At 66.2% G+C, this 15,100-nt stretch carries 17 protein-coding genes and 1 pseudogene; 8 read left to right on the top strand and 10 right to left on the bottom strand.

Annotated features, from left to right (window positions below; all coding sequences use genetic code 11):
* Positions 1–45 precede the first annotated feature (45 nt).
* Positions 46–846 (top strand): alpha/beta hydrolase, encoded by an 801-nt coding sequence (locus EPO55_RS12650; protein WP_296337205.1) that lies wholly within the window; start codon positions 46–48, stop codon positions 844–846.
* 4 nt (positions 847–850) lie between these two features.
* Positions 851–1,243 carry a hypothetical protein gene (locus EPO55_RS12645; RefSeq protein ID WP_296337204.1) on the top strand — a complete coding sequence of 131 codons (393 nt, stop codon included), beginning with the start codon at positions 851–853 and terminating at the stop codon, positions 1,241–1,243.
* Here EPO55_RS12645 and EPO55_RS12640 read toward each other — a convergent pair.
* The 3 genes from EPO55_RS12640 to EPO55_RS12630 form a co-directional block, all read right to left on the bottom strand.
* Positions 1,240–2,214 carry a nitronate monooxygenase gene (locus EPO55_RS12640; protein ID WP_296337203.1) on the bottom strand — a complete coding sequence of 325 codons (975 nt, stop codon included), beginning with the start codon at positions 2,212–2,214 and terminating at the stop codon, positions 1,240–1,242. The two genes, EPO55_RS12645 and EPO55_RS12640, sit on opposite strands and share 4 nt — an antisense overlap.
* Positions 2,215–2,304: 90 nt before the next feature.
* Positions 2,305–3,135: an alpha/beta hydrolase gene (locus EPO55_RS12635; RefSeq protein WP_296337202.1), complete on the bottom strand. Its 831-nt coding sequence runs from the start codon at positions 3,133–3,135 to the stop codon at positions 2,305–2,307.
* A complete protein-coding gene (locus EPO55_RS12630; RefSeq protein WP_296337201.1) occupies positions 3,132–4,262 on the bottom strand; it encodes an NAD(P)/FAD-dependent oxidoreductase in 1,131 nt (376 codons plus the stop codon). The genes EPO55_RS12635 and EPO55_RS12630 overlap by 4 nt, the downstream gene beginning before the upstream one ends.
* A gap of 55 nt (positions 4,263–4,317) precedes the next feature.
* Here EPO55_RS12630 and EPO55_RS12625 point away from each other — a divergent pair, with 55 nt between their 5' ends.
* Genes EPO55_RS12625 through EPO55_RS12600 form a run of 6 tightly spaced genes read left to right on the top strand, consistent with a single transcriptional unit; the run spans position 4,318 to position 8,887 of the window.
* Positions 4,318–5,076 carry an SDR family oxidoreductase gene (locus EPO55_RS12625; RefSeq protein ID WP_296337200.1) on the top strand — a complete coding sequence of 253 codons (759 nt, stop codon included), beginning with the start codon at positions 4,318–4,320 and terminating at the stop codon, positions 5,074–5,076.
* Position 5,077: 1 nt separating this feature from the next.
* Positions 5,078–5,461, top strand: coding sequence for a dihydroneopterin aldolase (locus tag EPO55_RS12620; RefSeq protein WP_296337199.1), 384 nt, complete (start codon positions 5,078–5,080; stop codon positions 5,459–5,461).
* Between the two features lie 13 nt (positions 5,462–5,474).
* Positions 5,475–6,413, top strand: coding sequence for a DMT family transporter (locus EPO55_RS12615; protein WP_296337198.1), 939 nt, complete (start codon positions 5,475–5,477; stop codon positions 6,411–6,413).
* A complete protein-coding gene (locus tag EPO55_RS12610; protein WP_296337197.1) occupies positions 6,410–7,330 on the top strand; it encodes a DMT family transporter in 921 nt (306 codons plus the stop codon). The genes EPO55_RS12615 and EPO55_RS12610 overlap by 4 nt, the downstream gene beginning before the upstream one ends.
* A gap of 16 nt (positions 7,331–7,346) precedes the next feature.
* A complete protein-coding gene (locus EPO55_RS12605) occupies positions 7,347–7,778 on the top strand; it encodes an FdtA/QdtA family cupin domain-containing protein (RefSeq protein WP_296337195.1) in 432 nt (143 codons plus the stop codon).
* On the top strand, positions 7,775–8,887 hold the full coding sequence (locus EPO55_RS12600) for a DegT/DnrJ/EryC1/StrS family aminotransferase (RefSeq protein ID WP_296337194.1): 1,113 nt from the start codon (positions 7,775–7,777) through the stop codon (positions 8,885–8,887). The genes EPO55_RS12605 and EPO55_RS12600 overlap by 4 nt, the downstream gene beginning before the upstream one ends.
* Before the next feature lie 7 nt (positions 8,888–8,894).
* Here EPO55_RS12600 and EPO55_RS12595 read toward each other — a convergent pair whose 3' ends face one another.
* The 7 genes and pseudogenes from EPO55_RS12595 to EPO55_RS12565 all read right to left on the bottom strand — a co-directional run.
* On the bottom strand, positions 8,895–9,176 hold the full coding sequence (locus EPO55_RS12595; protein WP_296337193.1) for a hypothetical protein: 282 nt from the start codon (positions 9,174–9,176) through the stop codon (positions 8,895–8,897).
* A gap of 115 nt (positions 9,177–9,291) precedes the next feature.
* Positions 9,292–10,347, bottom strand: coding sequence for a dTDP-glucose 4,6-dehydratase (rfbB, locus tag EPO55_RS12590; protein ID WP_296337192.1), 1,056 nt, complete (start codon positions 10,345–10,347; stop codon positions 9,292–9,294).
* Between the two features lie 19 nt (positions 10,348–10,366).
* Complete coding sequence (locus EPO55_RS12585) at positions 10,367–11,137, bottom strand: amino acid ABC transporter ATP-binding protein (protein WP_296337190.1); 771 nt, start codon at positions 11,135–11,137, stop codon at positions 10,367–10,369.
* A 23-nt stretch (positions 11,138–11,160) separates the two neighbouring features.
* Positions 11,161–12,444 carry an amino acid ABC transporter permease gene (locus tag EPO55_RS12580; RefSeq protein ID WP_296337189.1) on the bottom strand — a complete coding sequence of 428 codons (1,284 nt, stop codon included), beginning with the start codon at positions 12,442–12,444 and terminating at the stop codon, positions 11,161–11,163.
* 2 nt (positions 12,445–12,446) lie between these two features.
* The gene (locus EPO55_RS12575) at positions 12,447–13,637 is read right to left on the bottom strand and encodes an amino acid ABC transporter permease (RefSeq protein ID WP_296337188.1); all 1,191 of its coding nucleotides are present in this window, start codon (positions 13,635–13,637) and stop codon (positions 12,447–12,449) included.
* Positions 13,638–13,812: 175 nt separating this feature from the next.
* Positions 13,813–14,829, bottom strand: coding sequence for an amino acid ABC transporter substrate-binding protein (locus tag EPO55_RS12570; protein ID WP_296337187.1), 1,017 nt, complete (start codon positions 14,827–14,829; stop codon positions 13,813–13,815).
* A gap of 50 nt (positions 14,830–14,879) precedes the next feature.
* Positions 14,880–15,100: pseudogene (locus EPO55_RS12565) on the bottom strand (amino acid ABC transporter substrate-binding protein); the annotation flags it as partial.

Raw genomic sequence — 15,100 nt, 5'->3', positions numbered from 1 at the left:
GGTGCGCGGCAACCAGACAGGTCTCACCATGAATGGAAAACACTGATGCCCACGCTCGACCTGCCCGACGGCCGCAAGCTCGCCTACCGCGAGGAGGGCAGCGGTCCGCCGCTGGTCCTGGTCCATGGCTCGCCCGGCGAGGGCCGTTCCTGGGGCCGTGTCGTGCCGCATCTCAGGGAACGCTTTCGCACGATCTGTCCGGATCTGCCGGGCTACGGCGGGTCGGATCGCCTGGAAGTCGACGAGCCGGCCGGCCGGATGACCGCCATGGGTGCTGCCGTTGCGCGCCTGGTTGAGCAGTTGGGCGCGCCGGTGCGCCTGGTCGGCCATTCCTACGGCGGCAACATCTCGTTGCAGGCGGCGCTGCAGGCGCGGCCAGAGGCTGTCGAACGGATCGTGCTGTTCGAGCCGGTCTATTTCCGGGCGCTGCAGCTCACCGGCGACAATGCCGCACTCGAGCCGGCTGTTGTCCATTTCGAGGATTACGCGCGGCGCGCCGCGGCGGGCGAGCCCGAGGTCGTGCGGCTGATGATCGACTACTGGTTCGGCGAAGGCGCCTTCGCTCGCATGCCCGATCCGGTGCGCGGCTATCTCAGCGCCTCGGCGGGGCGGAATGCGATCGACGTACGCAGCAGTTTCCTCGGTACCAGCACGGCGGCGGATCTGGCCGCATTGCACCATCCGGTCACGATCGTCGACGGCGAGACCAGCCACGAGGTCGTGCGCTCGATCGCCCGCGCCCTGCTGACGCTGCTGCCCAATGCACGGATGGAGGGACTGGCCGGCGCCAATCACGGTATGCTGGATACTCATCCGGAAGCGGTCGCCAGGCTGATCGCGACATGAGGCCATGCTGCGCATTCATCCCTTCGTCATGGGCCACCTGATCGGCGCCGTCATGACGGGCGCCGTCGCGGGAGCGTTCATCAATCCGCAGGCGGCCTTCATAGGAGCGGTGGCCTTGTTTGCCGGCGCCCTCGTCAGCTGCGTCGTCTGCCAGTGGCGGCCCGGCGTCGAGGCCGTGGCCTGGAAGCTGTGGCCGGTCGCTGTGTTCGCCAATCCGGTGATGCTGGCGGCGCTCGGTTTCATGGCCGCCGATTGGGAATGCGTTGTGGGCGCGCGCCGTGGCTGGGACTGCCTCGCGGCGGCGATGGCGATCCTCACCGCCGGACTTTGTCTCCTGCCGCCGTTCGGCGGCCTTCTGTGGCGCTGGTGGAAACGGCGGAGGGCTCCGGCCGCCTAGGCTGCGATCGCCTTGGCCAGCCGGCCGCGGATCATCTCTTCGGCTTCGGCCACGATCCGTTCGACCAGTTCCTTGCAGGACGGAACATCGTTGATGATTCCCATCACCGTGCCGGCCGACCAGACGCCGTGCTCCATGTCGCCGGTTTCGTAGACCACGCGGCCCTTGGCGCCGGCCACGATCGGGCCGATCTCGTTGATGGTCTTGCCCTCGTGCTCCATCTCGATCGCCTTCTTGGCAACGGAGTTGCCGTAGACGCGGCTGGTGTTGCGCAAGGTCCGGAAGATCAGCGCGGTGGAGCGCTCGTCGCTCTCGACCAGTGCCTTCTTCACGTTGTCGTGGATCGGCGCCTCCTTGGTCGCCATGAAGCGCGTGCCCATGTTGATGCCGTCGCAGCCCAGCGCCAGCGCCGCCACCAGGCCGCGCGCATCACCGAAGCCGCCCGAGGCCAGCATCGGGATCTTGATGACGTCGGCCGCCGCCGGCAGCAACACCAGGTTCGGCACGTCGTCCTCGCCCGGATGGCCGGCGCACTCGAAGCCGTCCATCGAGATCGCATCGACGCCGACCTTCTCGGCCGATACGCCATGGCGCACCGAGGTGCATTTGTGGATGACCTTGATGCCGGCCGCCTTGAGCTTGGGCAGGAAGGGCTTGGGGTTGTTGCCCGCCGTCTCGACGATCTTGATGCCCGAATCGATGATGGCGTCGATATATTCGCCGTAGGGCCGCGGCACCAGCGTCGGCAGGATGGTGAGGTTCACGCCGAACGGCTTGTCCGTCATCTCGCGGCAGCGCTTGATCTCCTTGCGCAGGTCGTCGGGCGTGGGCTGGGTGAGGCCGGTGAGAATGCCGAGCGCTCCGGCATTCGAAACCGCTGAGGCAAGTTCGGCGCGGCCGACCCATTGCATGCCGCCCTGCACGATCGGGTGCTTGATGCCGAACATCTCGGTGAAGCGCGTCTTGATCATCTGCCGATTTCCCCCGCCTGGATTTGCCGTCCAGCATTAGCGAACCGAGGCGGCAGGGGCCAGTGCCGGAATTTCCTTCCGCAGCGCGGATCAGCGGCTCTCGATGAAGACCATGGTGTCGGCGAGCGTGGGCGCGCGGGCGCGCAGGAAGGACGACATGGCCGCCACGATGTCGATGTGATCGACCTCGGGATAGAGCTTCACCTCGGCGCTGCCGCCGGCCGCCTTCCAGGCCGCCGCCAACCGGACGGTGTTGCGCGGATAGACGGTGCGGTCGGCCTCGCCGTGGAGCAGCAGCACGGGCGGCAACGGCGCCTGGGCAAAGGTGATCGGCTGCGCCGCGGGATTATTGGCGCCGCCGAAGATGTCCTGCAGGCGGCGCGACGTGAGCGGCAGGAAATCGTAGGGCCCGGCCAGGCCGATGGCGCCGGCGAGCTTCATCCGGTCGACGCCGGCATCGGTCAGGTAGCCCGTATTGGCGGCCAGCATCAGGGCGCTGTGGGCGCCGGCCGAGTGGCCCATCACGAAGAGCTTTTCAGTGCCCACGCGTTCGGTGGTCCAGCGCGTGGCGACGGCAGCATCCTCGATGAAAGCGGGGAAGCGGACCTCGGGATAGATCCGGTAGTCGGGGATCACCACCGTCAACCCGTTGGCGGCGAGCGCCTGGGCAACGAACAGGTAGTCGGACTTGGTGCCCGAATCCCACGAGCCGCCGTAGAAGAAGATCACGGCCTTACCGTCGGCGTGTGGGGTCTCAGGCCGATAGAGGTCGAGTTTCTGGCGGGAATCGGGGCCATAGGGAATATCGGCCTCGAGCGTATAGCCCTTGCGCGGGACGGTCGTGTTGAGCAGCGCCGCCGGCGAGCAGCCGGCCAGCGTCCCCAGCAGGCCCCCGATGATGCCGCGCCGCGCCAAGATCATGCAGCGGCGATGTCGCGCACCCGTTCGGCCAGGGCGAGGGAGGCAGTGAGGCCGGGCGACTCGATGCCGAAAAGGTTGATGAGGCCCGTCACGCCATGGTCGGCCGGTCCCTGGATGGTGAAATCCTGGGCTGGCGCGCCCTGCGGCACGATCTTGGGCCGGATGCCGGCGTAGCCCGGCTGCAACGCGCCATCCTTCAGGTCGGGCCAGTAGCGGCGGACGGCGGCATAGAATTTGTCGGCGCGATGCGGATCGACGGTGTAGTCGATGTTCGGAATCCATTCGACGTCGGGGCCGAACTTGGCCTGGCCGCCGAGATCGACGGTGATGTGCACGCCAAGGCCGCCCGGCACGGGGACGGGGTAGATCAGGCGCGAAAAGGGGGAGCGTCCAGCCAAGGTGAAATAGTTTCCTTTGGCGTAATACGCAGGGGGAATCCGATCGGATGGCAGGCCGGCAATTTTTTGTGCGAGCCCCGGCGCATGCAGGCCAGCCGAGTTCACGACCAGACGGCAACGGAGCTTCATCGGCTCGGCGCCGCCAACCTCGATTTCGACGCCACCTTCGACGACGCGACCCCGCTTCACGGGACTGTGAAAGGCGAACATCGCACCGCGGCCTTCGGCATCGCCTTGCAGCGCGAGCATGTAGGAGTGGCTGTCGACGATGCCGGTGCGGGGCGAGAGGAGGGCGGCCGTGCAGTGGAGGTTGGGCTCCATGGCCATCGCTTCGGCCGCTCCCAGCAACCGCATGCCCTCGACGCCGTTGGCTTCGGCGCGGCCCTTGATCTCCGTGAGCTTTTCGCTTTCGGCCTCGTTGGTGGCGACGATCAGCTTGCCGCAGTTCAGGTGCGGCACGCCATGTTCGGCGCAATAGGCATAGAGCAGGTGTCGGCCTTCTACGCAGGTCCGCGCCATCAGGCTGCCCTTGGGATAATAGATGCCAGCGTGGATGACCTCGGAATTGCGTGAACTGGTCTCGGTGCCGATGCCTTCGGCGGCCTCCACCACGATGACCTCACGGCCGGCAAGGGCAAGGGCTCGGGCGACGGCAAGGCCCACGACGCCTGCACCGATCACAACGCAGTCTACGGATTCGGGTGGGGTTTCGAACGGGGACGAACTCATGCGCCCATGCTAGAACCCGCCGTTCTTTTAGTCACGAAGAGGCAGGTTTCGCAGCATGAAGGGCGCGTTGGTCACCGGGGCGGGATTGCGGATCGGCCGCGCGCTGGCGGAAGCGCTGGCGGCCGACGGCTTCTTCGTCTTCGCGCACTACAATCGCTCGGCTGCAGGCGCCCGCGCGACGGTAGCGGCCATTTCGGCCGCCGGTGGCCGCGCCAAGGCCGTGCGCGCCGACCTGTCGTCGGCCCGTCAGGCCGAGGCGCTGATTGGCAAATGCCGGGCGCGTGGCGTCCGGCTCACCTGCCTGGTGAACAACGCTTCGCTGTTCAAGCTCGACCGCGCGCCCACCGCCAAGGCCGCCGATTTCGACCTGCACATGGCGGTCAACCTTCGCGCGCCGCTGCTGCTGTCACAGGCGCTGGCGCGGCAGCTCCCGGACAGGGAGACCGGATTGATCGTGAACGTGCTCGACCAGAAGCTGTTCAATCTCAATCCGGATTTCCTGAGCTACACCCTCTCCAAGATCGGCCTGCACGGTCTCACCACGCTTCTCGCCCAGTCGTTCGCGCCGCGCCTCAGGGTGGCGGGCATTGCCCCCGGCCTCACCCTGCGCAGCGGCAGCCAGACCGACGCCCGCTTCGAAGCCCAGCATGCCTCCAATCCGCTGGGCGTCGGCGTCACCACCGACGATCTGGTCCGCGCGCTCCGCTTCATCGTGGCGACGCCCAGCTACACCGGCGATACGCTGATCGTCGACAGCGGCGAGCACCTGACCGGGCGGCCGCGCGACATCGCCTTCGACAAGAAGAAAAAGTGACATGACCCCCGAGATGGCCCCCGAAATGGAACGCCGCATCTTCATCCGCGACTTTCGACTGCAGGTCTCGATCGGCATCCACGATTTCGAGAAGGATGGGCCGCAGACCGTCGTCGTGAACGTCGATCTCCTGCTGGGTGCCGCCGAGGCGGCGCACGGCGACAGGATCGCCAACGTGCTCAACTACGATGTCGTGCATGACGGGGTCGTGGCGCTGGCGAAGAGCCGCCACTTCAATCTGCAGGAAACGCTGGTCGAGGCGATCCTCGACCTTTGCCTGGCACAGCCGGGCGTGATCGAGGCGCGTGTCTCGACCGAGAAGCCCGACGTCTACAAGGATTGCCGCGTCGGCTACGAAGCGGTGCGCCGCCGCGCCGCCGGCTGAGCCGGCGATCCGCGTGGCCGACCCGTCCACCCGTGCGCTCAGGCGCGCGACCCTGGTGCTGCTTCTGGCGGCGCTGATCTGGGGATCGATGATCCCGGTGCTGGCGGCATTGGCGGAACACTACGACAAGTGGCTGCTGTCCTGGTCGCGCTATGTGCTGGGCCTGCCGGTGCTGTGGCTCGCCGTCCTGTTGAGCACGCCGCCGGCAGCGACTCCGCGACCGTTGCAGCCGGGCCGGCTGCTTCGCCTCGGCGCGGCGATGACGGCCTTTTCGGTGCTCTATACTTTTGGTGTCGCCAACGCCCATCCCGCCACGGCGGCCATCGTCCTGATGTGCGGGCCGATCTGGGCCACCATCCTGTCGCGCCTGCTGCTGCGGGCGGTGCCGCCACCGGGCTTCTACGTCACCCTCGTGCTGGTGGTTTGCGGCGGCATCCTCGTCGTGCTGGGCACGCCCGGACGAACCGCGGGCGGCCTCGGCGTGGAGGGCGGCGAGATCCTGCTGGTGATCGCCCAGCTCTGCTGGAGCTGGTACTCGATCCGGGCCCAGCAATGGCTGGCCGATCGCGGCCAGATGGCGCTCTCGGCGCTGACGTCCAGCGTGGCGAGCGTCCTGCTCGCGGTGGTCTGCCTCGTCGTCTGGGCGAGCCTCGGCCTCGACCTGCCGACACGGGCGCCCACCCTGCTCGAAGGCGGCATGATCGTCTGGATCGGGGTGCTGGGCGTCGCCGTGGCGGTGCTGTTGTGGAACACCGGCGTGTCGCTGGTCGGCGTGCCGGTGGCCTCGTTGTTTTCCAATTCGGCACCGGTCTTCGCCATCGGTCTCGCCGCCTTGATGGGCTTCGAGCCGAGTTGGCTGCAGCTCGCGGGCGGCGCCGTGGTGATGGGCGGCATCGCGCAACTTCAGATCCGCCAGATGCGGATGGCCCGGGCCGCCCGGAGGACGGGATGATCGCCCGCGAGCATCGACATCTGCTGGGTGCCTTCGCGGCCATGGTGTTCGTGGGCGCGAGCTGGGGTGCCAACGTGCCGGTGTCGAAGGTGATGCTGGAGCATTTCGACCTGATCCCGATGTCGGCGATCCGCACGGCCTCGGGCGCCCTCATCCTGGCGTTGCTGGTGGCGATGGTCGAGGGTGTCCGCGGTCTCAGGATCGATGTCGGCATCCGCCGCTTCGTCCTGCTCGGCCTGATGATGGCCGGGTTCTTCATGCTCTATACGCTGGGCATCCAGTTCAGCAATCCGATCTCGGCGGCGGCGGTTCAGGTCGCGGGCCCGCTGGTCGCCGCCGCGACGGTGCGCGTGGTGACCGGCGCCCGCTTCGATCCCGGATTCGCCACGGCGCTGGGCCTGACCCTGCTGGGCGGCGCGATCCTGGTCTCGGGAAGCCTGTTGGGCGCCGGCTCCGTCACCCTGGGTGGCGGCGAGTTCATCGTGCTGGCCTCCAACGCGCTGTGGACGCTCTACAGTCTCAAGGCGCAGGCGTGGTTCGGCCGGGCGAGCCAGCTCCACCGCACTTACGTGGCCTCGCTGTCGGCCATGGGCTGGACGGTGCTGCTCAGCCCGGTGCTGATCGCGCTGGGTTGGACACGGTCGCCGTTCACCGTGACCGATCCCTGGGTGTGGACGCAGCTGCTGGCCGTCGCGGTGTTTGCGAGCGCCTTGGGCGGCTACTTCTGGAACGTAGGCGCAAGCCGCCTCGGGGTCGCGGTGGCCTCGCTCTGGGTCAATCTCGTGCCGTTCTTCGCCATATTGTGGTCAATGGCCTATGGCTTTATGCCCAATGCCTATCAGATCGTGGGCGGCCTCGTGGCGTTGAGCGGCGTGGTCTACATGCAATGGCGAAAGCTGCAGACGACACACCGCTGAGATAGACTTCCCGACAATGACCGATCCCACTCTCACGACCCGCGGCTGCCGCTGGATCTCGATCCCCGGCGCTGCCGACGAACGCGGTCAGGTGAATTTCCTGGCGTTCGATCACAAGCTTGGCTTTGCGCCGCGGCGCCTGTTCTGGCTGCATCACATCGCGCCCGGCCAGTGGCGCGGCCGCCACGGTCATCGCGAGTCGCACCTCGTCACCCTGATCCTGAACGGCGCCTGCAAGGTTCATCTGGACGACGGCCGGGTGAAGGAGACGGTGGCGCTGGACGATCCCGCCAAGGCGCTGCACATCGGGCCCTTCGTCTGGCACGAACTCACGGATTTTGCGCCGCAGACCGTGGTGCTGGTCATCGCCTCGACGCTCTACGACGAAGCCGAGTACCTGCGCGACTACGAGACCTTCAAGCGCGAAGCGGCATCGAGGACGACATGATTCCTTTTCTCGACATGAAGTCGGTCTACGCCGAGCTGAAGCCCGAGCTCGATGCCGCCTATGCCCGCGTGATGGAGTCCGGCTGGTACGTGCTCGGCAAGGAGGTCGAGGCCTTCGAGGCGGAGTACGCGGCGTTCTGCGGCACCAGGCACTGCGTCGGGCTCGCCAACGGGTTGGAGGCGCTGGAGTTGGTGCTGCGCGCCTGGGATCTCGGCCCGGGCGACGAGGTGATCGTTCCGTCCAACACCTACATCGCGACCTGGCTCGCCGTGACGGCGGTCGGCGCCACGGTCGTACCAGTCGAGCCGACGCCGGCCGGCCCAAACATAGATCCTGACCGCATCGCCGCCGCGATCACGCCGCGCACCAAGGCAATCATGCCGGTCCATCTCTACGGCGAGCCGGCCGACATGGATGCCATCATGGCGCTGGCCGACCGCCACGGGATCAAGGTGATCGAGGACGTGGCGCAGGCGCAGGGCTCGAAGGTCCGCGGCCGGCGCGCCGGCGCCATCGGCCATGCCGGCGCCCATAGTTTCTTCCCGACCAAGAACATCGGCGCCTATGGCGACGGCGGCGCGGTCACCACCGACGATGCCAGGCTGGCCGAGCGGCTGCGGACCTTGCGCAACTACGGCAGCCGGGTGAAGTATGTGAACCTGGAGCGCGGCTACAATTCGCGGCTCGACGAGTTGCAGGCCGCCTTCCTGCGCGCCAAGCTGCCCAGGCTCGACGCCTGGAACGAGCGCCGCCGCGCCATCGCGGCCCGTTACACCGACAAGCTCGCGGGCATTCCGGGGCTCGGCCTGCCGCGGGCGCCGCAATGGGCCGAGCCGGTCTGGCACCTCTATGTTGTGCGCGTCCTCGACGGCAAGGACCGCCGCGCCGAACTCGTGGAGGCGCTCGACAAAGCGGGCATCGGCTCGCTGATCCACTATCCGATCCCGCCGCACCTGCAGGAGGCCTACGCCGATCTGAAGCGGGGCAAGGGCAGCTATCCGCTGGCCGAGACGCTGGCCGAGACAGTGCTCAGCCTGCCGATGGGACCTCATATGAAGGCGGAAGCGGTGGACGAGGTCGCCGCCACAGTCCGCGCGGCACTAAGCTAGCGTTACGCTACATCCGGCTGAATTCTGGGCTGGCGTGGATGCCGCGATAGTTGCGCTGATAGTCCCAGTAACCGTCGTAGCTTCTCGCCGAGGACGCTGGCTGTGCAGGATAGGCGTAGTCGTATGCCGTCGTCCGGTAATAGCCGGGCGGGTAGTAGCTGTATCCAGGCGAGTAGGCGTAGCTCGGCGCTTGATAGGCGTTGCCGCGCGCGTAATAGGGGTCCGACGCGCATCCTGCGGCGACCGCGGCAAATGCCGAAACCGCCAAGATACCAGTGACAGGTCTCATGGGTGGGCCTCCTTTCCTGTCGAAGGAGTGAACTCAGCTGCCCGCGGTCCGGTTGCCTGCCGACAGGCGGGTTCCACCTTTTGGCCACAGTCCGATTGGATGGCGGCGCGCCAGTCTAGCCAGAAAGGCCCAGCCGTTCGCCGCGATAGGCGCCGCTCATGACGCGCTCCCACCAGGGCCGGTTGTCGAGGAACCAGCGCACGGTGTCGCGGAGACCGCTGTCGAAGCTGTGGCGCGGTTGCCAGCCGAGTTCGGCCTTGATCTTGGTGGCGTCGATCGCATAGCGCGCGTCGTGGCCGGGCCGGTCGGTGACGAACTTGATCAGCTTTTCGTGCGGCCGGTTGGGGCTTCCGGGCAGCATTTCGTCGAGCAGGGTGCAGATGGCGCGCACGACATCGATGTTCCGCCGCTCGCTGTCGCCGCCGACGTTGTAGGTCTCGCCCGGTCGGCCCTTGCGCAGCACCAGGGTCAGCGCCTCGGCGTGGTCCTCGACATGCAGCCAGTCGCGGACGTTCTCGCCCTTGCCGTAGACCGGCAGGCTCTCGCCGCCCAGCGCGCGCAGGATGACGAGAGGGATCAGCTTCTCGGGAAAATGATAGGGCCCGTAGTTGTTCGAGCAGTTGGTGGCGAGCGTCGGCAGGCCGTAGGTGTGGTGCCAGGCGCGTACCAGGTGATCGGAGGCGGCCTTGCTGGCCGAGTAGGGCGAGTTGGGCTGATAGGGCGTGGTCTCGGTGAAGCGGCCGGTGGCGCCCAGCGAGCCGAACACCTCGTCGGTCGAGATGTGCTGGAAGCGGAAGCGCATGCGTGCCGCCTCGTCGAGCGTGCGCCAGTGCGCCAGCGTCGCTTCCAGGAGCGCGTAGGTGCCGGCGATGTTGGTCTCGATGAAAGGGGCGGCGCCGTCGATCGAGCGATCGACGTGGCTTTCCGCCGCGAGATGCAGCACGGCATCTGGCCGCACCTCCTGGAAGACCGCATCGAGGGCGGCACGGTCGCAGATATCGACCTTGAAATGGCGGTGCCGATTGCTGGTGCGCGCCTCGGCAAGCGACTCGAGATTGCCGGCGTAGGTCAGCTTGTCGACGTTGGCCACCGACCAGTCGGTGTCGCGGACGATGTGGCGGACGACGGCCGAGCCGATGAATCCCGCGCCGCCGGTGACGAGAATCTTCATGTCGGGCGTTCTGCCGCCCTCAGTGATGCAGGATCTGGCCGAGGAAGAGCTTGGTGCGCTCGTTCTGCGGGTTGGCGAAGAACGCTTCCGGCTCGTTCTGTTCGACGATCTCGCCGCGATCCATGAAGATCACGCGGTCGGCGACGGCGCGGGCAAAGCCCATTTCGTGCGTCACCACCATCATCGTCATGCCTTCGCCGGCCAGCTCGACCATGACGTCGAGCACTTCCTTGACCATTTCCGGGTCGAGGGCGGACGTCGGCTCGTCGAACAGCATGATCTTGGGGCGCATGCACAGGGCGCGGGCGATCGCCACGCGCTGCTGCTGGCCGCCCGAAAGCTGGCCGGGATACTTCAGCGCCTGCTCGGGAATGCGCACCCGGTTGAGCAGGCTCATGGCGACTTCCTCGGCCTCCTTCTTGGGCATCTTCTTCACCCAGATCGGCGCCAGAGTCAGGTTGTCCAGGATGGTGAGGTGCGGGAACAGGTTGAAGGACTGGAACACCATGCCGACTTCGCGGCGGATCGCCTCGATGTTCTTGACGTCGTTGCTGAGCGTCACGCCGTCGACGATGATATCGCCGGCCTGATGCTCCTCGAGACGGTTGATGCAGCGGATCAGCGTCGACTTGCCGGAGCCCGACGGCCCGCAGATCACGATCTTCTCGCCTTCCTTCACGTCGAGGTTGATGTCGGACAGGACATGGAACTGTCCGAACCACTTGTTGACGCTCTTCAGCTCGATCACCGAGGCGACGTTGGAGAGATCGCGGGCGGCTTTTGCGGCCATGGTTGTGTGCTCCCTGACGGCGCCTAGCGGCGCGTCCCCTTGTTGAGCTCGACCTCGAGATACTTGCTGTACCGCGACATCGAGTAACAGAAGATGAAGTAGACGAAGGCGGCGAACAGGTAGACCTCGGCGGGGAAGCCCGCCCAGTTGGGGTCGACGAGCGCCTGGTTGGCGGTGTTGAGGAAGTCGAAGATGCCGATGATCAGCACCAGCGAAGTGTCCTTGAAGAAACCGATGAAGGTGTTGATCAGCGGCGGGATCACGACCCGCAGCGCCTGCGGCAGGATGATCAGCAGCGTCTTCTGCGGATAGCTGAGGCCCATCGCGTCGGCGGCCTCGAACTGGCCCTTGGGCAGCGATTGCAGGCCGCCGCGGATGACCTCGGCGATGTAGGCGCCGGCAAACAGGATGACGGCCACCTGGGCGCGCAGGAACTTGTCGATGGTCGTGCCGGAGGGCAGGAACAGGGGCAGCATGACCGAGGCCATGATCAGCAGGCTGATCAGCGGCACGCCGCGGATCAGTTCGATGAAGCCCACGCACAGGCCCTTGATCAGCGGCAGGTTGGAGCGGCGGCCGAGCGCCAGCAGGACGCCGTAGGGGAAGGCGAAGGCGAGGCCGTAGGTGGCGAGGATAATGGTGACCGGAATGCCGCCCCACAGGCTGGTCTCGACGTAGCTGAGCGGCGCGATGGCAAGGCTCCAGGCCGGCAGGACGCCGGCGATGCGCAGCACCAGGCCAACGAGGCCGATGGCGGCCAGCACGCGATAGGCATTCATCTCGCCGGCTTCGGCAATGGCCTTGCGCAGGCTCATGCCGAAGCCGCCGACCACAAGGGCGATCGTAAGGAAGAGGCTGAGCGGGATGTGGATCTGGCCGAACATCAGCAGGAAGGTGATGAACGATCCCACGCCCCAGATGACGAGCAGCCGCCAGTTCCACATCCGCCGGTCGGCGCTCGTGACCAGCATCGCCAGCATGGCGATGACCGCGAAGAACGGTCGCCAATGCTGCTCATAGGGGAAGGATCCGAAGAAGATGTAGCGCCACTTTTCCCGGATCAGTGCCCAGCAGGCGCCACCGCCGCGGCATTCGGTGCCGGTCGCAGCCGTGAAGGTCGCGGTGAAGAGGGCCCACTCGAGGAACCCGGACAGGATCCAGCCGGCGGCGACAACCAGCACCACGGTGGTGATGCCGTTGGCCCAGCTGCTGAACAGGTTGCGGCGCATCCAGCCGAGCGCGCCGGTGTCGTCGATGGGGGGGGCGAGTTGCCGGCGTTCGCCGGACGGCAGGGCATCGTCGGACATGCTCAGCGCTCCGTCAGGGCGATGCGTTTGTTGTACCAGTTCATGAACGCCGAGATCGACAGGCTGACCGACAGGTAGGCGGCCATGATGAGCAGGATGTTCTCGATCGCCTGACCGGTCTGGTTGATGGTGACGTTGATCGAGGCCACCAGGTCGGGATAGCCGATGGCGATCGCGAGCGAGCTGTTCTTGGTGATGTTGAGATACTGGCTGGTCATCGGCGGCACGATCACACGCAGCGCCTGTGGCAGCATCACCAGCCGCATCGACTGGGCGCGCGACAGGCCGAGCGCCGCCGCCGCCTCGCTCTGGCCCTTGTGCAGCGCCAGGATGCCCGAGCGCACGATCTCGGCCACGAACGCCGAGGTATAGAGCACCAGTCCGACCAGCAGTGCGGTGAACTCCGGCTGGATCACCGTGCCGCCTTCGAAATTGAAGCCCTTGAGTTCAGGCCAGCTTATGGCGCTCGGCGCGCCGGCCGCCAGCCAGACCAGCAACGGCAGGCCGATCACGACGCCGAAGCCAGCCGAGATCGACGGGAAGGGCTGCCCAGTCGCTTCCTGGCGCCTCTTCGCCCAGCGGTGCAGCATGACGGCGCCGGCAATGCCCACCAGCAGCGCAACGCCCATCCATTTGTGGATCGGGTCCGCCATCGGCACCGGGAAGTAGAGGCCGCGGTTGCTGAGGAACACCGACTGCCAGAGCGCGGAGATGGCCTGGCGTGGGCCAGGAAACGCCTCGCTGATCAGTTTGTAGAACAGGAACAGCCAGAGCAGCAGCGGCACGTTACGGAACGCCTCGACATACCAGGCGCAGATCTTGCCGAGCAGCCAGTTGGGTGAGAGCCGGCCGATACCGATCAGCGTGCCCAGAATGGTGCTGAGGATGATGCCGAGGACGGCGACGCGCAGCGTGTTGAGAATGCCGACCCAGATCGCCCGGGCGTAGGTGCTCGCCGGAGAATATTCGATCATCGAATCGCCGATCTCGAAGCCGGCCTCGCGTCCGAGATAGTCGAAACCGCTGGCGATCTTCTGCCGGTTCAGATTGTCGATGGTGTTGCTGACGAGATACCAGGCGAGGCCGGCAACGAGACCGACAACCACGATCTGAAAAACCCAGCCGCGGATGATCGGATCGTTCCAGGGCGCCACTCTCACGCGAGGCGCGGAGCCAAGTGCCTCGACTGCCATACGCTAGTCCCCCTGCCTGCCGCGGTTTATCCGCATGCGGATCGTCCAGATATTGCCACCAGTTTAAGAGCGAATCCCGGGCTTGCAACCTGCCAAACGGGTACAGCCGCCGAACAAGGTGTCGCCGACCATGGCCCGGTTCTTGCGGAGCAGGCGGCTTGCTCCAAGATTGGCGTCAACGGATGGGCGGGGCGTACAGCATGCCGCCCTGGGTCCACAGCGAATTGAGACCGCGCGGAATCTTCAACAGGGAGTTGGGGCCAACGTTGCGTTCGTAGACCTGGCCGTAGTTACCGACCTGCTTGATGATGTTGTAAAACCACTTGTCGTCGACGCCGAGGGCCTTGCCCATGCCCGGCGTCACGCCGAGCAGCCGCTTGAGCAGCGGATGGTCCATCGTCATCGCCTGGTCGACGTTTGCGGAGGTGATGCCGTACTCCTCGGCCTCGATCATGGCGAACAGAGACCAGCGCACGATGTCGGCGAACTGGTGGTCACCGTGGCGCACGACGAGCGCCAGTGGCTCCTTGGAAATGGCCTGCGGCAACACGAGGTAGTCGTTGGGATTGGGAGCGTAAGCAATCCGGGTGGCATAGAGGTTCGACAGATCGGCGGTCAGCGCGTCGCATTTGCCGTCGAAGAACGCTTTCCGCATGTCCTCGACCTTGTCGAAGGGGATGACCTTGAAGGTCATCTTGTTCTTCTGGAAGTAGTCGGCGATGTTGGCTTCCGCCGTGGTGCCGGGCTGCAGGCAGACCGAGACGCCGGCCAGGTCCTTCGTGGTCCGCTTGCCGAGCTTCCGGGCGACTAGGAAGCCCTGGCCATCATAGTAGTAGATGCCGGCAAAATCGACTCCCAGGGCAGTGTCGCGCGTCAGGGTGAAGGTCGAATTGGACGCCAGCACGTCGACCTCGCCGCTTTGCAGGGCGGGAAAGCGCTTGGCGGCGTCGAGTGGGATGAATTTCACCTTCTGGGCGTCGCCGAAGATCGCGGCGGCGGTGGCGCGGCAGATATCGACGCCGAGCCCGTTCCACTTCCCCTGACCGTCAGCGCTGGTGAAGCCCAGGACGTCGGCTGCAACGCCGCAGACAAGCTGCCCGCGTGCCTTGACGGCATCGAGCGTCGGTCCAGCCTCGGCGCGTGGCGCTAAAGCCAGCGCCACGCCTGCAATCACCAAAGCCACCCAGCGCATCGGCTTCTCCGTATGGTATGGCGCTGGGGCTTGCTTCAGCTACTCATCGATCAGCGGATCGGCGGTGCGTACTGGAGACCGCCCTTGGTCCACAGTTCATTCTGGCCGCGGGCGATCTTGAGCGGCGAGCCCATGCCGACATTGCGGTCGTAGCTCTCGCCGTAATTACCGACCTGCTTGATGATGTTGTAGACCCACTTCTCGTCGACCCCCAGCGCCTTGCCCATGCCCGGCGTCACGCCGAGGATGCGCTTGATCGTGGGATTGTCGC

Source organism: Reyranella sp., from assembly GCF_004296935.1.
Taxonomy (GTDB): Bacteria; Pseudomonadota; Alphaproteobacteria; order Reyranellales; family Reyranellaceae; genus Reyranella.
This window is presented reverse-complemented; position numbering and strand designations above follow the sequence as displayed.

Excerpts from the sequence above, each read along its gene's own strand:
- EPO55_RS12645 (WP_296337204.1), top strand. The coding sequence starts at position 851 with ATGCTGCGCATTCATCCCTTCGTCATGGGCCACCTGATCGGCGCCGTC.
- EPO55_RS12630 (WP_296337201.1), bottom strand. The coding sequence starts at position 4,262 with ATGAGTTCGTCCCCGTTCGAAACCCCACCCGAATCCGTAGACTGCGTT.
- EPO55_RS12640 (WP_296337203.1), bottom strand. The coding sequence starts at position 2,214 with ATGATCAAGACGCGCTTCACCGAGATGTTCGGCATCAAGCACCCGATC.
- EPO55_RS12600 (WP_296337194.1), top strand. The coding sequence starts at position 7,775 with ATGATTCCTTTTCTCGACATGAAGTCGGTCTACGCCGAGCTGAAGCCC.
- EPO55_RS12575 (WP_296337188.1), bottom strand. The coding sequence starts at position 13,637 with ATGGCAGTCGAGGCACTTGGCTCCGCGCCTCGCGTGAGAGTGGCGCCC.
- EPO55_RS12570 (WP_296337187.1), bottom strand. The coding sequence starts at position 14,829 with ATGCGCTGGGTGGCTTTGGTGATTGCAGGCGTGGCGCTGGCTTTAGCG.
- EPO55_RS12650 (WP_296337205.1), top strand. The coding sequence starts at position 46 with ATGCCCACGCTCGACCTGCCCGACGGCCGCAAGCTCGCCTACCGCGAG.
- EPO55_RS12635 (WP_296337202.1), bottom strand. The coding sequence starts at position 3,135 with ATGATCTTGGCGCGGCGCGGCATCATCGGGGGCCTGCTGGGGACGCTG.
- rfbB (WP_296337192.1), bottom strand. The coding sequence starts at position 10,347 with ATGAAGATTCTCGTCACCGGCGGCGCGGGATTCATCGGCTCGGCCGTC.
- EPO55_RS12610 (WP_296337197.1), top strand. The coding sequence starts at position 6,410 with ATGATCGCCCGCGAGCATCGACATCTGCTGGGTGCCTTCGCGGCCATG.
- EPO55_RS12585 (WP_296337190.1), bottom strand. The coding sequence starts at position 11,137 with ATGGCCGCAAAAGCCGCCCGCGATCTCTCCAACGTCGCCTCGGTGATC.
- EPO55_RS12595 (WP_296337193.1), bottom strand. The coding sequence starts at position 9,176 with ATGAGACCTGTCACTGGTATCTTGGCGGTTTCGGCATTTGCCGCGGTC.
- EPO55_RS12625 (WP_296337200.1), top strand. The coding sequence starts at position 4,318 with ATGAAGGGCGCGTTGGTCACCGGGGCGGGATTGCGGATCGGCCGCGCG.
- EPO55_RS12580 (WP_296337189.1), bottom strand. The coding sequence starts at position 12,444 with ATGTCCGACGATGCCCTGCCGTCCGGCGAACGCCGGCAACTCGCCCCC.
- EPO55_RS12620 (WP_296337199.1), top strand. The coding sequence starts at position 5,078 with ATGACCCCCGAGATGGCCCCCGAAATGGAACGCCGCATCTTCATCCGC.
- EPO55_RS12605 (WP_296337195.1), top strand. The coding sequence starts at position 7,347 with ATGACCGATCCCACTCTCACGACCCGCGGCTGCCGCTGGATCTCGATC.